Source organism: Salisediminibacterium halotolerans (assembly GCF_003814815.1).
In the GTDB taxonomy this organism is placed as follows: Bacteria; Bacillota; Bacilli; order Bacillales; family Salisediminibacteriaceae; genus Salisediminibacterium; species Salisediminibacterium halotolerans.
Window position 1 is genome coordinate 50939 of the sequence record NZ_RKQQ01000005.1, and the last position, 16522, is coordinate 67460.

The 16522-nt window shown below is 50.5% G+C and carries 15 protein-coding genes and 1 riboswitch; of the genes, 13 read left to right on the forward strand and 2 right to left on the reverse strand.

Annotation, left to right across the window (positions count from 1 at the left end; all coding sequences use genetic code 11):
• The first annotated feature begins 6 nt into the window (after positions 1-6).
• From rplQ to EDD67_RS09880, 8 genes are all read left to right on the forward strand, one after another.
• Positions 7-381: a 50S ribosomal protein L17 gene (rplQ, locus tag EDD67_RS09845; RefSeq protein ID WP_093073142.1), complete on the forward strand. Its 375-nt coding sequence runs from the start codon at positions 7-9 to the stop codon at positions 379-381.
• Between the two features lie 96 nt (positions 382-477).
• Positions 478-1317, forward strand: a complete 840-nt coding sequence (locus EDD67_RS09850) for an energy-coupling factor transporter ATPase (protein ID WP_121439881.1) — start codon at positions 478-480, stop codon at positions 1315-1317.
• Positions 1293-2180, forward strand: a complete 888-nt coding sequence (locus tag EDD67_RS09855) for an energy-coupling factor transporter ATPase (protein ID WP_121439882.1) — start codon at positions 1293-1295, stop codon at positions 2178-2180. The genes EDD67_RS09850 and EDD67_RS09855 overlap by 25 nt, the downstream gene beginning before the upstream one ends.
• Positions 2173-2976 carry an energy-coupling factor transporter transmembrane component T family protein gene (locus EDD67_RS09860; RefSeq protein WP_121439883.1) on the forward strand — a complete coding sequence of 268 codons (804 nt, stop codon included), beginning with the start codon at positions 2173-2175 and terminating at the stop codon, positions 2974-2976. Before EDD67_RS09855 ends, EDD67_RS09860 begins: the two co-directional genes overlap by 8 nt.
• A 23-nt stretch (positions 2977-2999) precedes the next feature.
• Positions 3000-3782: a tRNA pseudouridine(38-40) synthase TruA gene (gene truA, locus EDD67_RS09865; RefSeq protein WP_121439884.1), complete on the forward strand. Its 783-nt coding sequence runs from the start codon at positions 3000-3002 to the stop codon at positions 3780-3782.
• A 155-nt stretch (positions 3783-3937) separates the two neighbouring features.
• Positions 3938-4375: a 50S ribosomal protein L13 gene (gene rplM, locus EDD67_RS09870; protein ID WP_093073137.1), complete on the forward strand. Its 438-nt coding sequence runs from the start codon at positions 3938-3940 to the stop codon at positions 4373-4375.
• A gap of 20 nt (positions 4376-4395) precedes the next feature.
• Positions 4396-4788 carry a 30S ribosomal protein S9 gene (rpsI, locus tag EDD67_RS09875; protein WP_093073136.1) on the forward strand — a complete coding sequence of 131 codons (393 nt, stop codon included), beginning with the start codon at positions 4396-4398 and terminating at the stop codon, positions 4786-4788.
• Positions 4789-5004: 216 nt separating this feature from the next.
• Positions 5005-6183 (forward strand): GTP-binding protein, encoded by a 1179-nt coding sequence (locus EDD67_RS09880; RefSeq protein ID WP_121439885.1) that lies wholly within the window; start codon positions 5005-5007, stop codon positions 6181-6183.
• 351 nt (positions 6184-6534) lie between these two features.
• Here the strand turns inward: EDD67_RS09880 and EDD67_RS09885 are convergent, their stop codons facing one another.
• Both EDD67_RS09885 and EDD67_RS09890 read right to left on the reverse strand, forming a co-directional pair.
• Positions 6535-7344, reverse strand: a complete 810-nt coding sequence (locus EDD67_RS09885) for a M15 family metallopeptidase (protein WP_242006014.1) — start codon at positions 7342-7344, stop codon at positions 6535-6537.
• A gap of 16 nt (positions 7345-7360) precedes the next feature.
• Positions 7361-8872, reverse strand: coding sequence for a UDP-N-acetylmuramoyl-L-alanyl-D-glutamate--2,6-diaminopimelate ligase (locus EDD67_RS09890; protein ID WP_121439886.1), 1512 nt, complete (start codon positions 8870-8872; stop codon positions 7361-7363).
• Between the two features lie 192 nt (positions 8873-9064).
• Between EDD67_RS09890 and EDD67_RS09895 the strand changes: the two genes are divergently transcribed.
• From EDD67_RS09895 to EDD67_RS09915, 5 genes are all read left to right on the forward strand, one after another.
• Complete coding sequence (locus tag EDD67_RS09895) at positions 9065-10186, forward strand: cysteine desulfurase family protein (RefSeq protein WP_121439887.1); 1122 nt, start codon at positions 9065-9067, stop codon at positions 10184-10186.
• Positions 10187-11094: 908 nt separating this feature from the next.
• A riboswitch (cobalamin riboswitch) is annotated at positions 11095-11288 on the forward strand.
• Positions 11289-11459: 171 nt separating this feature from the next.
• Positions 11460-12491, forward strand: a complete 1032-nt coding sequence (locus EDD67_RS09900) for an ABC transporter substrate-binding protein (protein ID WP_244922842.1) — start codon at positions 11460-11462, stop codon at positions 12489-12491.
• Positions 12478-13527 (forward strand): FecCD family ABC transporter permease, encoded by a 1050-nt coding sequence (locus EDD67_RS09905; RefSeq protein ID WP_121439888.1) that lies wholly within the window; start codon positions 12478-12480, stop codon positions 13525-13527. The genes EDD67_RS09900 and EDD67_RS09905 overlap by 14 nt, the downstream gene beginning before the upstream one ends.
• Positions 13524-15002: an adenosylcobinamide amidohydrolase gene (locus EDD67_RS09910; protein WP_121439889.1), complete on the forward strand. Its 1479-nt coding sequence runs from the start codon at positions 13524-13526 to the stop codon at positions 15000-15002. The genes EDD67_RS09905 and EDD67_RS09910 overlap by 4 nt, the downstream gene beginning before the upstream one ends.
• 136 nt (positions 15003-15138) lie before the next feature.
• Positions 15139-16506, forward strand: a complete 1368-nt coding sequence (locus EDD67_RS09915; protein ID WP_121439890.1) for a hypothetical protein — start codon at positions 15139-15141, stop codon at positions 16504-16506.
• Positions 16507-16522 lie beyond the last annotated feature (16 nt).

Genomic DNA, 16522 nt, shown 5'->3' on the forward strand with positions numbered 1-16522 from the left:
ACTGACATGTCATACAGAAAATTAGGACGCGATACTTCTGCCCGCAAGGCATTGTTCCGCGATCTTTCTACGGATCTTATTATCAGTGAGCGGATTGAGACGACAGAAGCGAAAGCGAAAGACCTTCGTTCAATCGTCGAAAAACTGATCACACTTGGTAAACGCGGTGACTTGCATGCTCGCCGTCAAGCAGCTTCTTATGTACGTAAAGAAACAGCTGACGAAGAGACAGGTCAAGACGCTGTACAAAAATTGTTCGACGATATTGCCGGACGTTTTGAGAACCGTCAAGGCGGCTACACGCGCATCATGAAGCTTGGACCCCGAAAAGGCGACGGTGCGCCAATGGCAATTATCGAACTCGTTGAAGCTGACGAGTAAAGCACGTTTTTAAGGGTAAGACACCAAGTCTGATTCAGACGGTGGTTCTGCCCTTTTTTTGTATCATCAGTTTTCTTTGCGGAGGAGTCGGTCTGAATGGCAGCAGTGATCGAAGTGAAAGAAGTTTCATTCCGTTACGGCGAGAACGATGCAGACGTCTTGAAAAACGTAAACGTCACGATTGAACAAGGCGAATGGGTCAGCATTTTAGGCCCGAACGGCTCCGGCAAGTCAACACTGGCGAAGTTTTTTAATGCACTGCTTGTTCCCGGAAAAGGCGAGGTTGTTTCGTGCGGTCTGTCGACCGGCCGTGAAAGAAACTGGACTGCTGTGCGCCGACAAGTCGGCATGGTCTTTCAAAATCCGGACAATCAAATTGTTGCTCCGACCGTGCAGGATGATGTTGCTTTCGGTCTCGAGAACGCAGGGATCCCCTTTAAAGAAATGGAAAAGCGCGTCGCGGAAAATATTGATCAGCTCGGCCTCAACGGCTTAGAAAATGAAGAACCGCACCGGCTTTCAGGCGGACAAAAACAGCGGGTGGCAATTGCCGGAGCGATGGCGCTGCATCCGCGTGTGCTTGTGTTTGATGAGGCGATGTCGATGTTGGATCCAAACGGCAAACAAGAAGTGCTGCAGATGATGCATACGCTGCGCCGCGAACATGATATGACAATCATCTCGATCACGCATGACGTTGAAGAGGCCTTAAGCGCTGATCGGCTGTTGGTTTTGTATGAAGGGAAAGTGTTAGCGTCCGGGTCCCCGTCGGCAGTGCTGGAGGATTCGGCTCTGTTAGAAGAAGCGAAACTTATGCCGCCGTTCGCCCGCCGCCTGCAGCAAAAATTAGCCGGCCGCGGTATCTTTCTTCCGGCTGCGGTATTGCGTGATGAGGAGCTGGTTCAACAATTATGCAGATTAAAACAAACAACTTGAGCTACATCTACATGCCGCGAACACCGTTTGAGCGGACGGCGCTGGAGCAGGTCACTCTGGAGATTCCCTCTGGACAGTTCACCGCTGTTTTGGGACAGACGGGGTCCGGTAAATCAACATTAGTGCAGCACTTTAACGGGCTTTTAAAGCCGACGGCGGGTTCGTTGACGGTTGGAGACACGCCGATTTCCCCGAATACAAAGCAGCGGAATTTGCAGGCTTTGCGGCGCCGGGTCGGGATGGTTTTCCAATTTCCCGAGCATCAGCTGTTCGATGAAACCGTGCTCGATGATGTGATGTACGGCCCGTTAAACTTCGGCTTCGATCGCGAGGAAGCCGAACAAAGGGCCCGAAAATGGCTCGCGGAGACGGGGATCAGCGAGGCGCTGTTTGACCGTTCGCCGTTTGATTTAAGCGGCGGTCAGATGCGCCGTGTCGCGATAGCCGGTGTACTGGCGCTTGAACCCGAAATGCTCGTGCTTGATGAACCGACAGCCGGTCTCGACCCGGAAGGACAGGCGACGATGATGCAATTTTTTCACGATTGGTACAAAGCAGAACCTGAGCGCTCCGTCGTCCTCGTCACGCATAACATCGATGATGCTGCGGCGTTTGCGGATGACATTATCGTTATGTCAGGCGGCGATGCTGTCATGCACGAAACGCCGGAGGATTTGTTCGAACGCAGCGGGGAATTGGCTGCCAGAGAGCTCGGACAGCCTCGGACGGTCTCAATTATCGAGGCATTAGCTGATTGCGGTCCTTTTCCTGCCGGTGACAACCGGCCGCTGACGCTTGATGCTGCCGCGGATAGGATCAGCCGGTGGCTTGAGACAAACGGCAGGGGGCAAGAAGATGTTTGATCACGTCATTATCGGCCAATACATCCCCGGTAAATCTTTTGTACACGCGCTGGACCCGCGGGCCAAGCTGGGTGCGGTATTTGTATTTTTGATCTTTTTATTTTTAACCCGCGATCCGTTTGCGCTGACGTTGGCATTGTTGCTCGCCGTCACAGCTTTTTTATTGGCCGGTATTCCGTTTCGTTTTTATCTCAAAGGGATGCGCTTTATTGCACTGATTATTTTATTTACGTTTTTATTGCATCTTTTTATGACCCAAGAAGGCGCGCTCGTGTTTGACTTCGGCTTTTTGCGCGTCTATTCCGGAGGCTTAATCGAGGGCGGTTTGATCGGGTACCGCTTATTTTTGTTGATTACGATGGCATCGATGCTCACGCTGACGACGACGCCGGTAGATTTAACCGACGGGATGGAGAGGCTGATGAAGCCGATGGCGAAAATCAACGTGCCGACACATGAATTGGCGCTGATGATGTCGATTGCCTTGCGGTTTATTCCGACGCTCCTCGGCGAAACATCAAAAATTGTGAAGGCGCAAATGACCCGGGGCGCAAATTTCAGCGAAGGTTCGCTTTGGAAACGGCTTAAAGCGGTCATTCCGATTTTAGTGCCGCTGTTTATTCAGTCATTTAAACGGGCGGAAGATTTGGCAACAGCGATGGAAGCGCGCGGGTATGCCGGCGGCGAAGGGCGGACGAAGTTTCGCCAGCTGCGATGGAAGAACAGTGATACAGCGGTCATGCTGCTATTCGTATTGTTTGCCGTTTGGTCGGTGCTTAGCCGCTGGTTTATATAAAGGATGTGAAGGAGAGAAGACGGATGCAACGGATCCTCGCACAGCTGTCTTATGACGGCGCCGGTTTTCACGGCTATCAGCGTCAAGTGACGAGCCGGACCGTTCAAGAAGAATTTGAAAAAGGATTGGCCAAGCTGCATAAAGCCGAACATTGGCCGTCATTGTCCTCAGGCCGGACGGATACAGGGGTCCACGGTGTCCGTCATCCGGTGCAGTTTGATACGCCACTGTCGATTCCGAAAGAGCGCTGGCCGATGGCGCTAAGTACGTGCATCCCGCGAGATATGCATGTTTTGGATGTTTCGTTTGTCGACAGCGATTTTCACGCGCGCCATGATGCAATCGGCAAAGAGTATTGTTACCGGCTGTACACGTCGGCCTCCCGGGATGTTTTCCGGCGCAATTACGCGATGCATTTGCGCGATCAGCTCGATTGGCAAGCGATGCAAACGGCAGCCCGTTATTTTGAAGGAACGCACGATTTTTCCAGTGTCAGCTCCCCGAAAACGTACGTTGAAAATAAAGTCCGCACGATTTACCGGATTGAGATCACGACAGATGGCTGCGACTGGGAGTTTCGCTTTGTCGGGAGCGGTTTTTTATACCAAATGGTGCGCGTGCTTGTCGGCACCCTTCTTAAAGTCGGCCGCGGCGAATGGCGGGCGGAGTATATACCGGAACTTCTCGCTAAAAAGGACCGTACAGAGGCGGGCATAACGGTGCCGGGAAACGGACTGTATTTGATGAACGTGTTTTACCATGAGGACGATTTGAACCGCTGTTTACGCGGGTTAAAAAACACGTAAATCGGCACGAAAAAAACCGATGCTGTTATTGACACCGGGATACCGATGTTATATGATGGTCTATGGTATTCTTATGCCCACTAGCCCCGGGTACGGAATCTGATCGTAAACAAGTCAGTTAGTCATTGGTAAGTTAGATTTAGGAGGGAAATTAAATGCGCAGCACATATATGGCAAAAGCCCATGAGGTAGAGCGTAAATGGTATGTTGTCGACGCGGAAGGCCAAACATTGGGCCGTCTATCATCTGAAGTAGCGAGCGTGATTCGCGGAAAGCACAAACCTACGTACACGCCGCATGTCGATACAGGCGACCACGTTGTCATTATCAACGCAGACAAGATTCACTTGACAGGAAACAAATGGGAAGACAAAAAGTACTACCGTCACAGCCGCACACCGGGTAACCTGAAGACGGCAACAGCTGAAGAAATGAACAGCCGCAAGCCGGAAAAAATGCTTGAGCTGGCGATCTGGGGAATGCTCCCGAAAGGACGTCTCGGCCGTCAAATGTACAAAAAGCTGAACGTCTATGCAGGCAGTGAGCACCCTCACGCTGCACAAAAACCAGAAACACTCGAAATCCGCGGTTAATACAGAAGGAGGGAATTCACTTGGCACAAGTTCAATATTACGGAACAGGGCGCCGCAAAAACTCTGTTGCACGTGTACGCCTCGTCCCTGGCGACGGCAAAATCATCATTAACAATCGTGACATTAACGAATACTTCGATCTCGAAACATTGCGCGTTGTCTGCCGACAGCCGCTCGTTGAGACGGAAACAGAAGGAACGTACGACATTTTCGTCAACGCTGACGGCGGCGGTTACACCGGTCAAGCCGGTGCGATCCGTCACGGTGTTGCCCGTGCGCTTTTAGAAGCAGATCCGGAATACCGTCCGGTGCTTAAAGCAGCCGGTTACTTGACGCGTGACGCTCGCATGAAAGAGCGTAAAAAGTACGGACTCAAGTCCGCACGCCGTTCTCCGCAATTCTCGAAGCGTTAATTTTCAACAGCAAAAAAACGGGGACCTTGTGGACAGGACCCCGCGTTCAACCCCTCTGCCATCCAACCCTGGCAGAGGGGTTTTTTGTGTTGGTTATGACGATCCGCCCCGAGACGACAGATTTTCGGTTGCAGAAGTTAAGCAAATCCTTTATGATTAAAACGTAATTGTTACGATTTAACCTTGCGTAAAAGATCTTATTAAGGAGTGTCAAGATTGGCTGAAAAAATTCCGGTGACGGTATTAAGCGGGTACTTAGGGGCAGGAAAGACCACGCTCCTTAATCATATTTTGCACAACAGCGAGGACTTGAAAGCTGCCGTAATTGTCAATGATATGAGTGAAGTGAATATTGATGCGTCGCTCGTTCAACAAGGAGGCGTATCGCGGACCGACGAAAAGCTCGTGCAAATGCAGAACGGCTGTATATGCTGCACGTTGCGCGAGGATTTAATTATTGAAGTTGAAAAGCTTGTGAACGCAGGGGACATTGATTACATCGTGATTGAATCGACAGGAATTTCCGAACCGATTCCCGTCGCTCAGTCATTTACGTATATGGATGAAGAGCTGGGGATCAATTTGCCTGAATTGTGTCAGCTCGATACGATGGTGACTGTCGTCGACGCGAACCGGTTTTGGGACGATTATCAATCCGGGGAGAGTCTTCTGGACCGTAAGCAAACCGACGATGAAGAAGACGCACGCGAGGTTGTCGATCTGTTAATTGATCAAGTCGAATTTGCCAATGTGATTTTATTAAATAAAACAGACTTATTAGATGAAGAAAATACCGAGAAGCTTAAAGGGATGATTCGTAAATTAAACGGCGATGCGGAAATCATTGAAACGGTGAACGCAGAGGTGCCGTTGGCGAAGATTCTCCATACCAATGCGTTCCAGTTTGAAAAAGTGAGTCAAGGCGCCGGATGGATAAAGGAATTAAATGAAGAGCACGTACCGGAAACCGAAGAGTACGGGATCAGTTCGTTTGTTTATCGGCGCAAACGTCCGTTTCATCCGCAGCGTCTCACCGAATGGCTGGAAAACTGGCCGGCCGAAATCGTCAGAGCGAAAGGTTTTTTTTGGCTCGCATCGCGACACGATACAGCCGGCCTCTTATCCCAAGCCGGTTCGTCGCTGATGATTGAAGGCGCGGGAGAATGGATTGCCTGTTCACCGGAAGACGAACAACGCGAGCTGGTTGCTGAAGATCCGGAGCTTATAAACCGCTGGGACGATACGTACGGCGACCGGATGACTGAGATCGTCTTTATCGGAATCAAATTCGACCGACACGCCGTAGAGCATTCGCTTGATCAGTGCCTGTTAAGCGACGCAGAAATGGAGACGGATTGGACGGCGTTTGCAGATCCCTTGCCGGCGTACACGTAAACGGGCGGTCAGGCCGGCCCGTTAGACTGTAGACGAATGATTACTTTGACGTAAGCCGAGCAGCCTCTACCTCCGCTTGCCCCAGGCAAGGACTCAGCTAGCATTCGGCGGTCTCAGACCGCCGAATCCGGATCTTCGTCGCTTGCTTTCCCGGAGGCGTCGGAGGAGTGGCTGCTCGGCTTTCTTACTTTGCAGAACAATATGGAAATTGCGCCGTTTGAAACGAAGAGGATGACCCAGCATCTCGGCGCTCGCCCGCAGGACATAAGGCGGACGATGCCTCGTCCTCAGGCCTTTATACAAGCTGACATCTGACGATATCATGACTTTGTCAACAATCTGACGCGACGGTCAGGCCGGCCCGTCTTGATATTCGCGCGCCTTCTCGATCAGCTCTTCAAGCGTCAGGCCGCTGTTATCAAGTTCTTCTGCAGCGTCCTCGCCGACGTAACGAAGGTGCCACGGTTCAAACGTGATTCCGGTGATGTCTTCTTCACCTTCGGGATAACGGATGACAAAGCCGTGTTCATGCGCGTGCTCTTCGACCCATTGCCCTTCGTCTGTATCAGCGAAATCCGTGTTCAGCAACAAATTGTTGCTCCTGCTCGAAACGTCCATCGCCAGCCCCGTTTGATGCTCGCTGCTTCCGGGGGCCGCAGATGTTTCTCGGGCGGTTTCCTCGCCGTGTTCATTCACAGCGGCTGTGAAAAGCTGTTCTTGACGCTCATAGGAGCGGTAGCCGGACACGGCAAACAATTCTTGCTCCGCTGCGTCGGCAGCACGGAATAGTTGTTCAAGCGCTTCGGCCGCTTCTTCCCGCATTAAGCGGCGGTCAAGTTCTTCATCAAAACTGAAGCGGACGTCCGGTACAGTGAGATCGTTCGGTGTATACGAGTCGGGCAAGACGTGATCATCGTTTACGAGTACGTGAATGTGATCGGGATTTTGAATCTCGGCGCTCTCCGCTTCGATTTCGGTTAACTCAATGCTGTCAAGAAGATCGTTGGAAAAGTGCAAGTCGGTTGCAGACAGTTCCGCATTATTTCGTTCAGGCGCATATCCGCCTGATTTTTGCTCTTCTGTTTGTTGGCAGCCGTTTACAGCCATAAGCAGTGTCAGGAAGACGGCAACAGACAGTAAACTTACGCATGAATGGTTCAAGACGGTATCCTCCGCTTCATTTGTGCGATGCTTTTTGATCTGATGTTTGCAGCTCAGTCAAACAGTGATGGATCACATCGAGCTCTGAGTAAGGGACTTCTTGACCGTGAATAATTTGATGATCAAGCGGACCGAGTCCTGTTAATAAAACAATATCCCCTGCTTCTGCCAGCGCCAGTGCTTGCTTGATCGCTTCGTCGCGATGCAGCGCGGTGCTGATATTATCTTGTTCGGGGGCGGTGAAGCCGGCGAGCACATCAGTTAAGATCGCTTGCCGGTCTTTTTTATCCGGATGCTCCGCCGTAGCGACAATGTGATCGGCTTTACCTTCACTGTATGTTGCCAGGAGCGGAAGCTGTACAGGGTCTCTCGTTCCGTTGCCGGCGATTAACATTATTAACCGGCGCGGTTGCATACTTTTGGCAGCTTCAATGGCGCTTACAAGCGCATCCGGAGTATGGGCAAAATCAGAAATGACCTTAAAATCCGTTCCGGTTTCGATGACATTCAGCCGGCCGTTCGGCATGTTGATTCCCGGCGCATGCTGGGTTAACTGTTCGTAAGGAACACCGAGCAGCAGGCAGGCTGAAAAAGCTGCCAAAAAGTTTTCCAGGTTGTGTGCGCCATAGATCGGCAGACAAATCCGGCTGTGTTCGTTACAGGCTTTAATATCGACTTCTGTCCCGTTTTCGCTGACGCTAACGATTCGCGCGGTCACATCGGCATCCTCTTTTAAGCTGTACGTTAACATTTCTCCGGTAAATTCGAGCGCAAGGTCTTTGCCCATGCCGTCATCATCAAGGTTGACGACAGCTTTTTCGACTTGCTGAAACAGCTGCATCTTCGATTGTTTGTATTGCTCAAACGTAGCGTGAAAATCCAAGTGTTCAGGTGTTAAATTAGTGTGCACGCCGACATTAAAAAGCAGTCCGTCGACGCGCTTTTGATCAATGGCAATGGACGTGACCTCAAGCGCAACCGCATCGATGTCTTCGTCGGCAAACGTATGAAAAATGTGATGAAGATCCGGCGCTTCTGGCGTCGTATGTGTCGTGTGCGGAAACGAGCGTGTATCTTGATCATCCCAGACTTTTTCTGTTCCGACCGCGCCTGTTTTGATCCCGGAGCGGTTTAATAAATAGTGCATAAAGGCTGTCACGGTTGTTTTCCCGTTCGTTCCAGTAATCGCGGCCGTTTTCATACTGCGGTAGCAGTGGCCGTAAAGCTGGGCGGAAAAGTGTGACATCGCTTTTCGGGCATCGTCAGTTACGATGAATGTACAGCTTGGAGAGTGACGGTACCAATCGAGCAGAAGCGATTCGTCGGTGCCGATAATCACCTTTGCCCCGTTTGCAATCGCTTGGCCGATAAACTTGTGGCCGTCGCTGTTTACCCCTTTTAAGCAAAAAAATACCGCTTTTTTTTCAGCGGCTCGCGAATCATAGACGGATTTGCCGACTTCGGCTGTTTCGGGGCCGTAAAGCGCTAAAATAGTAAAATCGGCTTGCTCTGTAAACCGAAACTTCATCAATGGTCATCCTTTCTTGTCTATCCATATATTTTACAAAGGTAATACACGCTAATCTTTACCGCCTTGATTCCACATTTTTTCTCATTTCAAACACATTTCGAGCGATTTCGTTATTTGCTGATTTTTTGTGTTACGATGAGTTTTCGAGAAGAAACGAATGGGCTAGTTTATCTTTTCAGGAGGTTGAAAATGACGGAAATCTATCTTGACTACAATGCTAGCACGCCGGTGGCGCCGGAAGTGAAACAAGCGATGCTTCCATTGTTTGAACATTATTTCGGCAATCCATCAGCAGCACACGAGACAGGCAGCGGTGCAAAAGCAGCCGTCGAAAAAGCCAGAGCGCAAGCAGCCGGTCTGTTTGCCTGTAAAGCCGATGAAGTTGTCTTTACAAGCGGCGGCAGCGAGGCGAATAACCACGTAATTAAAGGCGTCTTTGAAACTTACGGTTACCAAGGTTGTCACATTATCACCTCCTCGGTCGAACATCCGGCTGTGATTGAGTCGTGCCGTTATTTGCAATCGCGCGGCGCCAAGGTTACCTATCTGCCGGTTGATCAATTCGGCATGGTTGCTCCTGAAGATGTCGCAGCGGCGATAGAGGAAAATACGATATTGATTACGATCATGCATGCCAATAATGAAACGGGAACGCTCCAGCCGGTTGAAGATATCGGTGCAATTGCCAAGAGACACGGAGCGTTGTTTCACTCTGATGCCGCGCAGTCGGCCGGCAAGGTTCCTGTAAACATGAATGAGTTGAATGTTGATTTTTTGTCCGCTGCCGGTCATAAGCTCTATGCCCCGAAAGGTGTCGGAGCACTGATTATTCGCGAGGGCGTGCAGATTGAACCGCTTATTCACGGTGCCGGTCATGAGCGGGGCCGTCGGGCAGGAACCGAAAGTGCACCGCTTGCTGCCGGGTTTGGCGCAGCGTGTGATGCGGCGAAGAAAAATCTTCCCGATCAAGAGCGGATAAAAGCGCTGCGTGACCGGCTCTGGGACGGCATTCAAACCGTTAACCATCCTGTGTCCTTGAACGGTCACGTTGAAAAACGGCTTCCGAATACGCTGAATATTAATTTCGAAGGGGTTCAAGGCGCTGACTTGCTTCGTAAACTTCACGGCGTTGCAGCTTCTACAGGGTCAGCTTGTCATACCGGCAGCGTTGAACTTTCGCCCGTTTTAGAAGCGATGAATGTTTCGGCGTTTGCCGGCATGGGAGCAATCCGCTTCAGCCTCGGGCGTTATACGACGGAAAACGAGATTAACCGTCTTCTGGCGAAACTCTCCGAACAGTTTAACCGCTAACAACGTACTGCGATCAGCACTGAAAACCTTGTTTATCATCGATCTAAGAAGGGAACGGGCAATTAACGCTCAAATAAAGGAGAGGACGTTTCATGTTACGGACCATTCTTATGGTCATCGGTGCGATCGTAGTGATCAGCTGGATTTTATCGATGATCTAAACTGTCAGAAAACAAGCCGATAACGACCTGGCTGGGCCTGTGCAAACATCCGGTTTTTCAAAGCGGATATGAACAGAGATGTCTTCCGGTTTTATGAGTTTTGAAAGACTCTGCGCTGAGCAGGGTCTTAGATTGTAGACAAACTATATTTTTATGTCAGCCATGAATCCACTACCCTCCGCTTGCCCCGGGCAAGGACTCAGCTAGTATTCGGCGGCCTGAGTCCGCCGAACCCGGATCTTCGTCTCTTGCTTTCGAGGCTGCTGAAAAAGTGCTGGATAATCGAAGTCGGTGTTTATTCATGAGCCGCATAGAATACAGAATATTATGAGCCCTCCGCAAACTCGCTTGCCGCGGGCAACGCCTCAGCCTCCTCAGAAGCGATCCCGCTTCTTGCGGGGTCTTCGGCAGTTGCTTTTCCCGCAGGCGTCGAGTTTGCTCCGGTCTCATAAAACTTCTCGCTTTATAAGGAAGAGTAAATATGCAGCCATCCAATTGATCTTCTACTTTTTCAGCAGCCTCCTTGCTTTCCCGGAGGCGTCGGAGGAGTGGATGCATGAATTCTTTTTATCAATACGCGCGCTTCAAAAAAGAGGATAGCCAGCATCTCGGCTTTTTCCTGCGGGATAGCGAGACAGACGAGACCCTGCTCAGCGCAGGGTCTTTTTTGAGTTAATGAAAAATAGATTTTACAATCACATGAAACCCCGATATACTGAACCTATTAACAAAAAAACGATGTTTCGTTTCATACACATGCGAACAGGTTCCTCAAACGATCGGTTTGAGGTGAAAAGGGAAGCCGGTGGAAATCCGGCACGGTCCCGCCACTGTAAGCGCTGAGGCTTTTTTTTGCAATCCACTGGGCGGTTCTTCCCGGGAAGGATAAAAACAGCTGCGAAGGCGCGAGTCAGGAGACCTGCCTGTAAGCTCGTTTAAACACCTTCGAGGAAAGGGATGTTTAATGGTCGCAGGACCGCTTATGCAAGGAAGCTTAGCAGGCAGTATTTAAGTTTCCGTAAGCGGGACCGATCATCAGCATACAACGCTTTTCCTTTCTGGAACAGCGTTTTTTTGTTGAAATAATGATGACTTTTTGGGGGGATAAGCCGATGAAGAAACGAAACAGAAAAGCTTGTACAATGACAGCACTGTCGGTTTCCGCGTTGCTGTTAGTGTCAGCGTGCGGGAATGAGCTCGATGAGGAAAATGAAGCAGCGGGAACGAATGATGAGGCAAACAACGCAGAAGAGGCAGAAGGCAACGGCAGCGCTGATAATGCTGACGCCGAGTCAGAGGGTTTCCCGGTAACGGTTACGGACTCAGCCGGTGAAGAGGTGACAATCGACGAAGATCCGGAAGCGATTGCCTCATTGTTGCCGAGCAGCACGGAGATTCTTTATGATCTGGGCGTTGGTGATAAACTCGTCGGCGTTTCAGAGTTTTGTAATTATCCGCAAGAAGCAGCTGAAATTGAAACGATCGGAGCGCAGGAAATCGACGCGGAACGGATCCTTTCGCTCGAGCCGGATGTGCTGTTTATTCAAAACTATCATCAAGATAACTACGGCGATATGATCGACGAGTTTAACGATGCAGGGATTGAAACGCTTGTCGTTGAAGGAGCAGGGTCATTTGACGAAGCTTATGACGCGATCGAAACGATCGGTGAAACAACAGGGGCGGAAGATGAAGCCGCTGAGACCGTTGAAGATATGCAAGTGCGTATGAATGAGCTGGCGGAAAAGGCGGATGACGAAATCGGTGACGAAGACATGGTAAAGGTTTGGGTTGAAGTCGCCCCGTCGCCGGATATTTTTACCGTCGGACAGCATACGTTTATGCATGAAATGCTCGAAACGATTAATGCGCAAAATGCTGCCGAGGAGCATGAAGGTTGGGTTGATCTGACTGAAGAAGAAATGGTCTCGCTCGATCCGGATGTCATCATCACCACGTACGGCAGTTATGTCGAAGATCCTGTCGAAGAAGTCACCTCGCGCGACGGGTGGGAGAGCATTCCTGCTGTTGAAAATGAACGGATTTACAGCGTAGACGAAGATGTCGTTTCCCGGCCGGGGCCGCGCTTAGTTGAAGGTGCGGAAGCACTCGCCGAAAAGATTTATCCGGATGTCTTTGAGTAAACGATTCGTATTTATGTATGCGGCAGCGGCTGTTTTCCTTTCTGGGGCTTCTATGCTGTCGCTTTTTTACAGCTCGGTAACGGTTCCGGTTGCAAGTATTGTGCAAATCATCTTTGAGCGGGGGATCGGTCTTGACCTTGGTTTAACAGCATCGGAGAGCGAGGGGCGGATCATTTGGGACATTCGCTTGCCGCGCGTCATGCTTGCAATGTGTGTCGGCGCTTCGCTTGCGCTTGCCGGAGCTGCATTTCAGGGGCTTTTGCGCAATCCGCTCGCCGATCCGTATACGATCGGAGTATCCTCAGGCGCCTCGCTCGGCGCGGTGATTGTAATATTTTTTCAACTTTCGCTTGCCGGTCTCGGCGCTTTTACCTTGCCGTTGGCAGCGATTGCATCCGGGTTCGCGACGCTATTGATCGTCTTTGGACTTGTTCAATTAACGAGCCGCAGTTTAGCGATTGAAACAGTGATTTTAGCCGGAATCATTATCAGTTCATTTATCGGTGCAATCATTTCTCTGATTATCTCGCTCGGCGATCAAGATGCGATGACGCAAATTATTTATTGGCTGTACGGCAGTGTCGGCATGCGGGGATGGGGATATGTGCAGCTGCTTGCACCGTTTATGGTCGTCGGGGCAGTTATTCTTTTCGTTCATTACCGCGAGTTGAACGCGATGGCGCTTGGCGAAGAAGCAGCCGAACACATCGGTGTCAATGTGAAACGCGGGAAGGTGTTCATCTTAATCGGCGCTTCCCTGCTTACCGGAGCGGCGGTTGCGGTATCCGGAACGATCGGATTTGTCGGGCTCGTCATCCCGCATTTAGTCAGGATTTTAACCGGCCCGAACCATCGTCACGTGCTGCCGCTGTCTTTTATTGTCGGCGGGGGGTTTCTCGTCTTAGCAGACTTGGCGGCAAGAACGATTATTGCTCCGGAAGAGCTGCCGATCGGCGTCTTAACAGCGCTGATCGGCGCACCGGTCTTTGCTTTGCTGTTAATCCGTAAACGGTTCGGAAAGGGGAGAGCGTTTTGATTGAGTTGAAAAATGTAACCGGCGGTTATCCCGGTGTCCCAGTGATTGACGCCGTCAATTTAACCATTCGCCAAGGCGAATTTTTTGCGCTTCTCGGTCCGAACGGGAGCGGCAAAACCACTTTGTTTAAGTTGATTACCGGTACGCTGTCAGCGGACGAAGGGGAGATATTCCTCGACGGGCAGGCGCTCAGTTCGTTATCAAAGCTGGAAAAAGCGCGCAAGGTGGCTGTGCTGAGCCAAGAGACGCACGTATCATTTGATTTTACGGTCGAAGAAATCGTCGCGCTCGGGCGGTATGCCTTTCAAACCGGAATCATGAAATCTTTATCGCAAGAAGACCGACGGGTGATTGAAGAAGTGATGGCGTTGACCGAGGTAGCCCAATACCGTGATAAACCGTTTCAGACGATCAGCGGCGGAGAAAAGCAGCGGGTCTTGTTGGCGAAAGCTCTCGCTCAACAGCCGAGCATTTTTCTGCTCGATGAACCGACCAATCATCTTGATATTAAGCATGCCTTTCATATTCTTGATTTGCTGAAGAAATGGCAAAGACAGCAAGGGACAACCGTTTTCGCGATTTTGCATGATTTGAATGTCGCTTCGCTTTATGCAGACCGTGCGGCATTAATGAAAGATGGCCGGATTGCTGAAGTCGGCGATGTTTCCATGCTGAAAAAAGAACCTCTTCTTCAAGACGTCTACGATGTCAAAGTGAAGGCTCAAGCCCATCCGGATGTGGCAAAACCGCAGCTGTTAATGGCTCCCCGCGAAGAAAAAACGAACCGTTCCGACGATTTTCATGCCGGTGCGGCGGTGCATACGGAAAAAGGGTTGATTCACATTACGTTTGACAAGCCGCTTCGGACGATTGCCGACGGTGTGATCGGAGCAGGCATTCAATGGCTCGAGCATTTTTGCAATTTTCATGTGCCGAAACATTACGATCCCGCCGACCCGGCGGAAGATATGAAAACATGGCTGGCTCATCGCGGGATACCGCAAGAGAACGCGCTGGGGATGGTGACAGCTGTCGATCTCGCCGACGCTGTCTTTCAGACGAAAACAATCAGCGGCGTAGAGGTGATGGTCATGGTCACAGCCGGAACAGAAAATGCCGTGGATATCACGTATGAAGGCCGTGACCGCCCGGTCAGACAGACGGGAACGATTAATTTGATGGTGTTTTTGAATCGTTCGCTGTCGGACGGTGCGCTTGTAAGTGCGGCGATGTCGGCGGCCGAAGGAAAAACAAAAGCGGTGATCGATTGCGCGGTCACCGACCGCTTTTCCGGAACGTCTGCAACCGGAACATCGACGGACAGCGTTGTGATCGGTGCATCGCAAACCGGTGAAAAAATGACAGACGCCGGTTCCGGAACAGCTGCCGGCCATGCGATCGGCCGGGCCGTTTACGAAGCTGTATGTGAGGCGGTTCATCGCTCTTATAAGCGCGAAGACGCTGAACAAAAATAAAGAAAACGTACGAAACAGCTGCGGTGCTTAGCCACCGGCAGCTGTTTTTTTTAAGCCTGTTGCCGACGGAATTGCGTAAAACATGATAGAATAAGCATCGTGTTTGTGTTGATAAAGTAAGTAAGGAGTCTTAATCATGCGTTTTGTGCAACGATATTTTTATATAATTTACCCGTCGGTTTTTGGCCTGTACGTCTTGAATATGTTTTTAGGGAGCACACGGTTGGAGTGGTTGATCGGCTTAGCGGCGATTCCGGTATTAATCTTTTCTTATGCAGGCGCGAGCCGGTTGTTTCGGATTTTGGGCGGCGTATTCATTGTTGCGGGGGCGGGGTTATTTTTGTATGCGGGGCTGCCGGCCGTTCAGCTGCCGATGCAGATGACGGCAACGATGCCGTTATTGGCTTTTTTAACCGTTTTACCTTGGATGAACAGTGTCGTCCGCGCCGGCAGGTTTGACCGGCGGATCAACGATTTAATGAAAGTGAACGTCGCCGATTTCGGCAAACTTTATGTACGCAGTTCATTTACGACTTATCTGCTCGTGATGTTTATGAATTTGTCTGCGCTTCCGCTCACGCAAGAAGTATTGAAAGGCAACATGAAAAATGTCAAAAAACGGGTGAGCGATTCATTTATCAGCCGTGTGACGCTGCGCGCGTTTACGCTCGCGCTTTTATGGAGTCCGATGGAAGTGATGGTCGCGATGACGGTTGATGCGACAGGAGTCAGCTATCTGACATTTTTGCCTTGGCTGTTTTTAGCTTCTGTGACCCTTTTAATGATCGACTGGCTTTGGAACAAAAAAACATTCGGCCAGCTCGAGAACGTGCCGGATGAAAACCGGCGCATTCCTAATATCCAACCCGGGAAAATGGTCTGGCAAATCGCACAGCTGCTCTTAGCACTGACCGTTTTTCTCGGCAGCGTTGTGACACTTGGAAACGGGTTTGGACTTGATTTCATTTTATCAGTCACGCTCGTGATCTTACCGTTTGCTTTCACCTGGGCATTTTTGATGGGACGCTTTCGTTCGTTTCGTGTTCTCGGTTGGAATACGTGGAAAGTGCGGACGAACGGAATGCAAAATTTTGTCGTCTTGTTTATTTCCTTGTCGCTGTTTTCCGAGAGTTTAAATGCGACGCCGTTTATGGAAATGATCCAGGGGCCGTTTTTAGCGGCAGCGGACACACCGATTCTCATATTGCTGCTCATTCAATTCACTTATTTAGCGATGAGCATGATCGGTGTGCACCCGGTGGCAACGATCGCGGTTCTTGCCGAAGTGCTGAGTCCGCTTTATGACCTCGTCAATCCGGTCAGTATCGGAATAATTATGATTATGGGCGCCTTGGCGACGGCAACGGTTGGCACCTACGGGGTTACCGTGACGATGACTGCGATGAATACAGAGCAAAATCCATACCGGATTACGCTGCGAAATATGCCGTTTGCATTGTTGTGCGGCAGTGTCGGTACGCTGATCGGCTGGCTGTTGCTGTAAAAATAAACGCCTGCAT

What these genes read in the sequence shown, in the direction of transcription:
- EDD67_RS09890 (WP_121439886.1), bottom strand. Translation starts at nt 8,872, where the DNA reads ATGAAGTTTCGGTTTACAGAGCAAGCCGATTTTACTATTTTAGCGCTT.
- EDD67_RS09895 (WP_121439887.1), top strand. Translation starts at nt 9,065, where the DNA reads ATGACGGAAATCTATCTTGACTACAATGCTAGCACGCCGGTGGCGCCG.
- rplQ (WP_093073142.1), top strand. Translation starts at nt 7, where the DNA reads ATGTCATACAGAAAATTAGGACGCGATACTTCTGCCCGCAAGGCATTG.
- EDD67_RS09915 (WP_121439890.1), top strand. Translation starts at nt 15,139, where the DNA reads ATGCGTTTTGTGCAACGATATTTTTATATAATTTACCCGTCGGTTTTT.
- EDD67_RS09860 (WP_121439883.1), top strand. Translation starts at nt 2,173, where the DNA reads ATGTTTGATCACGTCATTATCGGCCAATACATCCCCGGTAAATCTTTT.
- EDD67_RS09850 (WP_121439881.1), top strand. Translation starts at nt 478, where the DNA reads ATGGCAGCAGTGATCGAAGTGAAAGAAGTTTCATTCCGTTACGGCGAG.
- truA (WP_121439884.1), top strand. Translation starts at nt 3,000, where the DNA reads ATGCAACGGATCCTCGCACAGCTGTCTTATGACGGCGCCGGTTTTCAC.
- EDD67_RS09905 (WP_121439888.1), top strand. Translation starts at nt 12,478, where the DNA reads ATGTCTTTGAGTAAACGATTCGTATTTATGTATGCGGCAGCGGCTGTT.
- EDD67_RS09900 (WP_244922842.1), top strand. Translation starts at nt 11,460, where the DNA reads ATGAAGAAACGAAACAGAAAAGCTTGTACAATGACAGCACTGTCGGTT.
- EDD67_RS09855 (WP_121439882.1), top strand. Translation starts at nt 1,293, where the DNA reads ATGCAGATTAAAACAAACAACTTGAGCTACATCTACATGCCGCGAACA.
- rplM (WP_093073137.1), top strand. Translation starts at nt 3,938, where the DNA reads ATGCGCAGCACATATATGGCAAAAGCCCATGAGGTAGAGCGTAAATGG.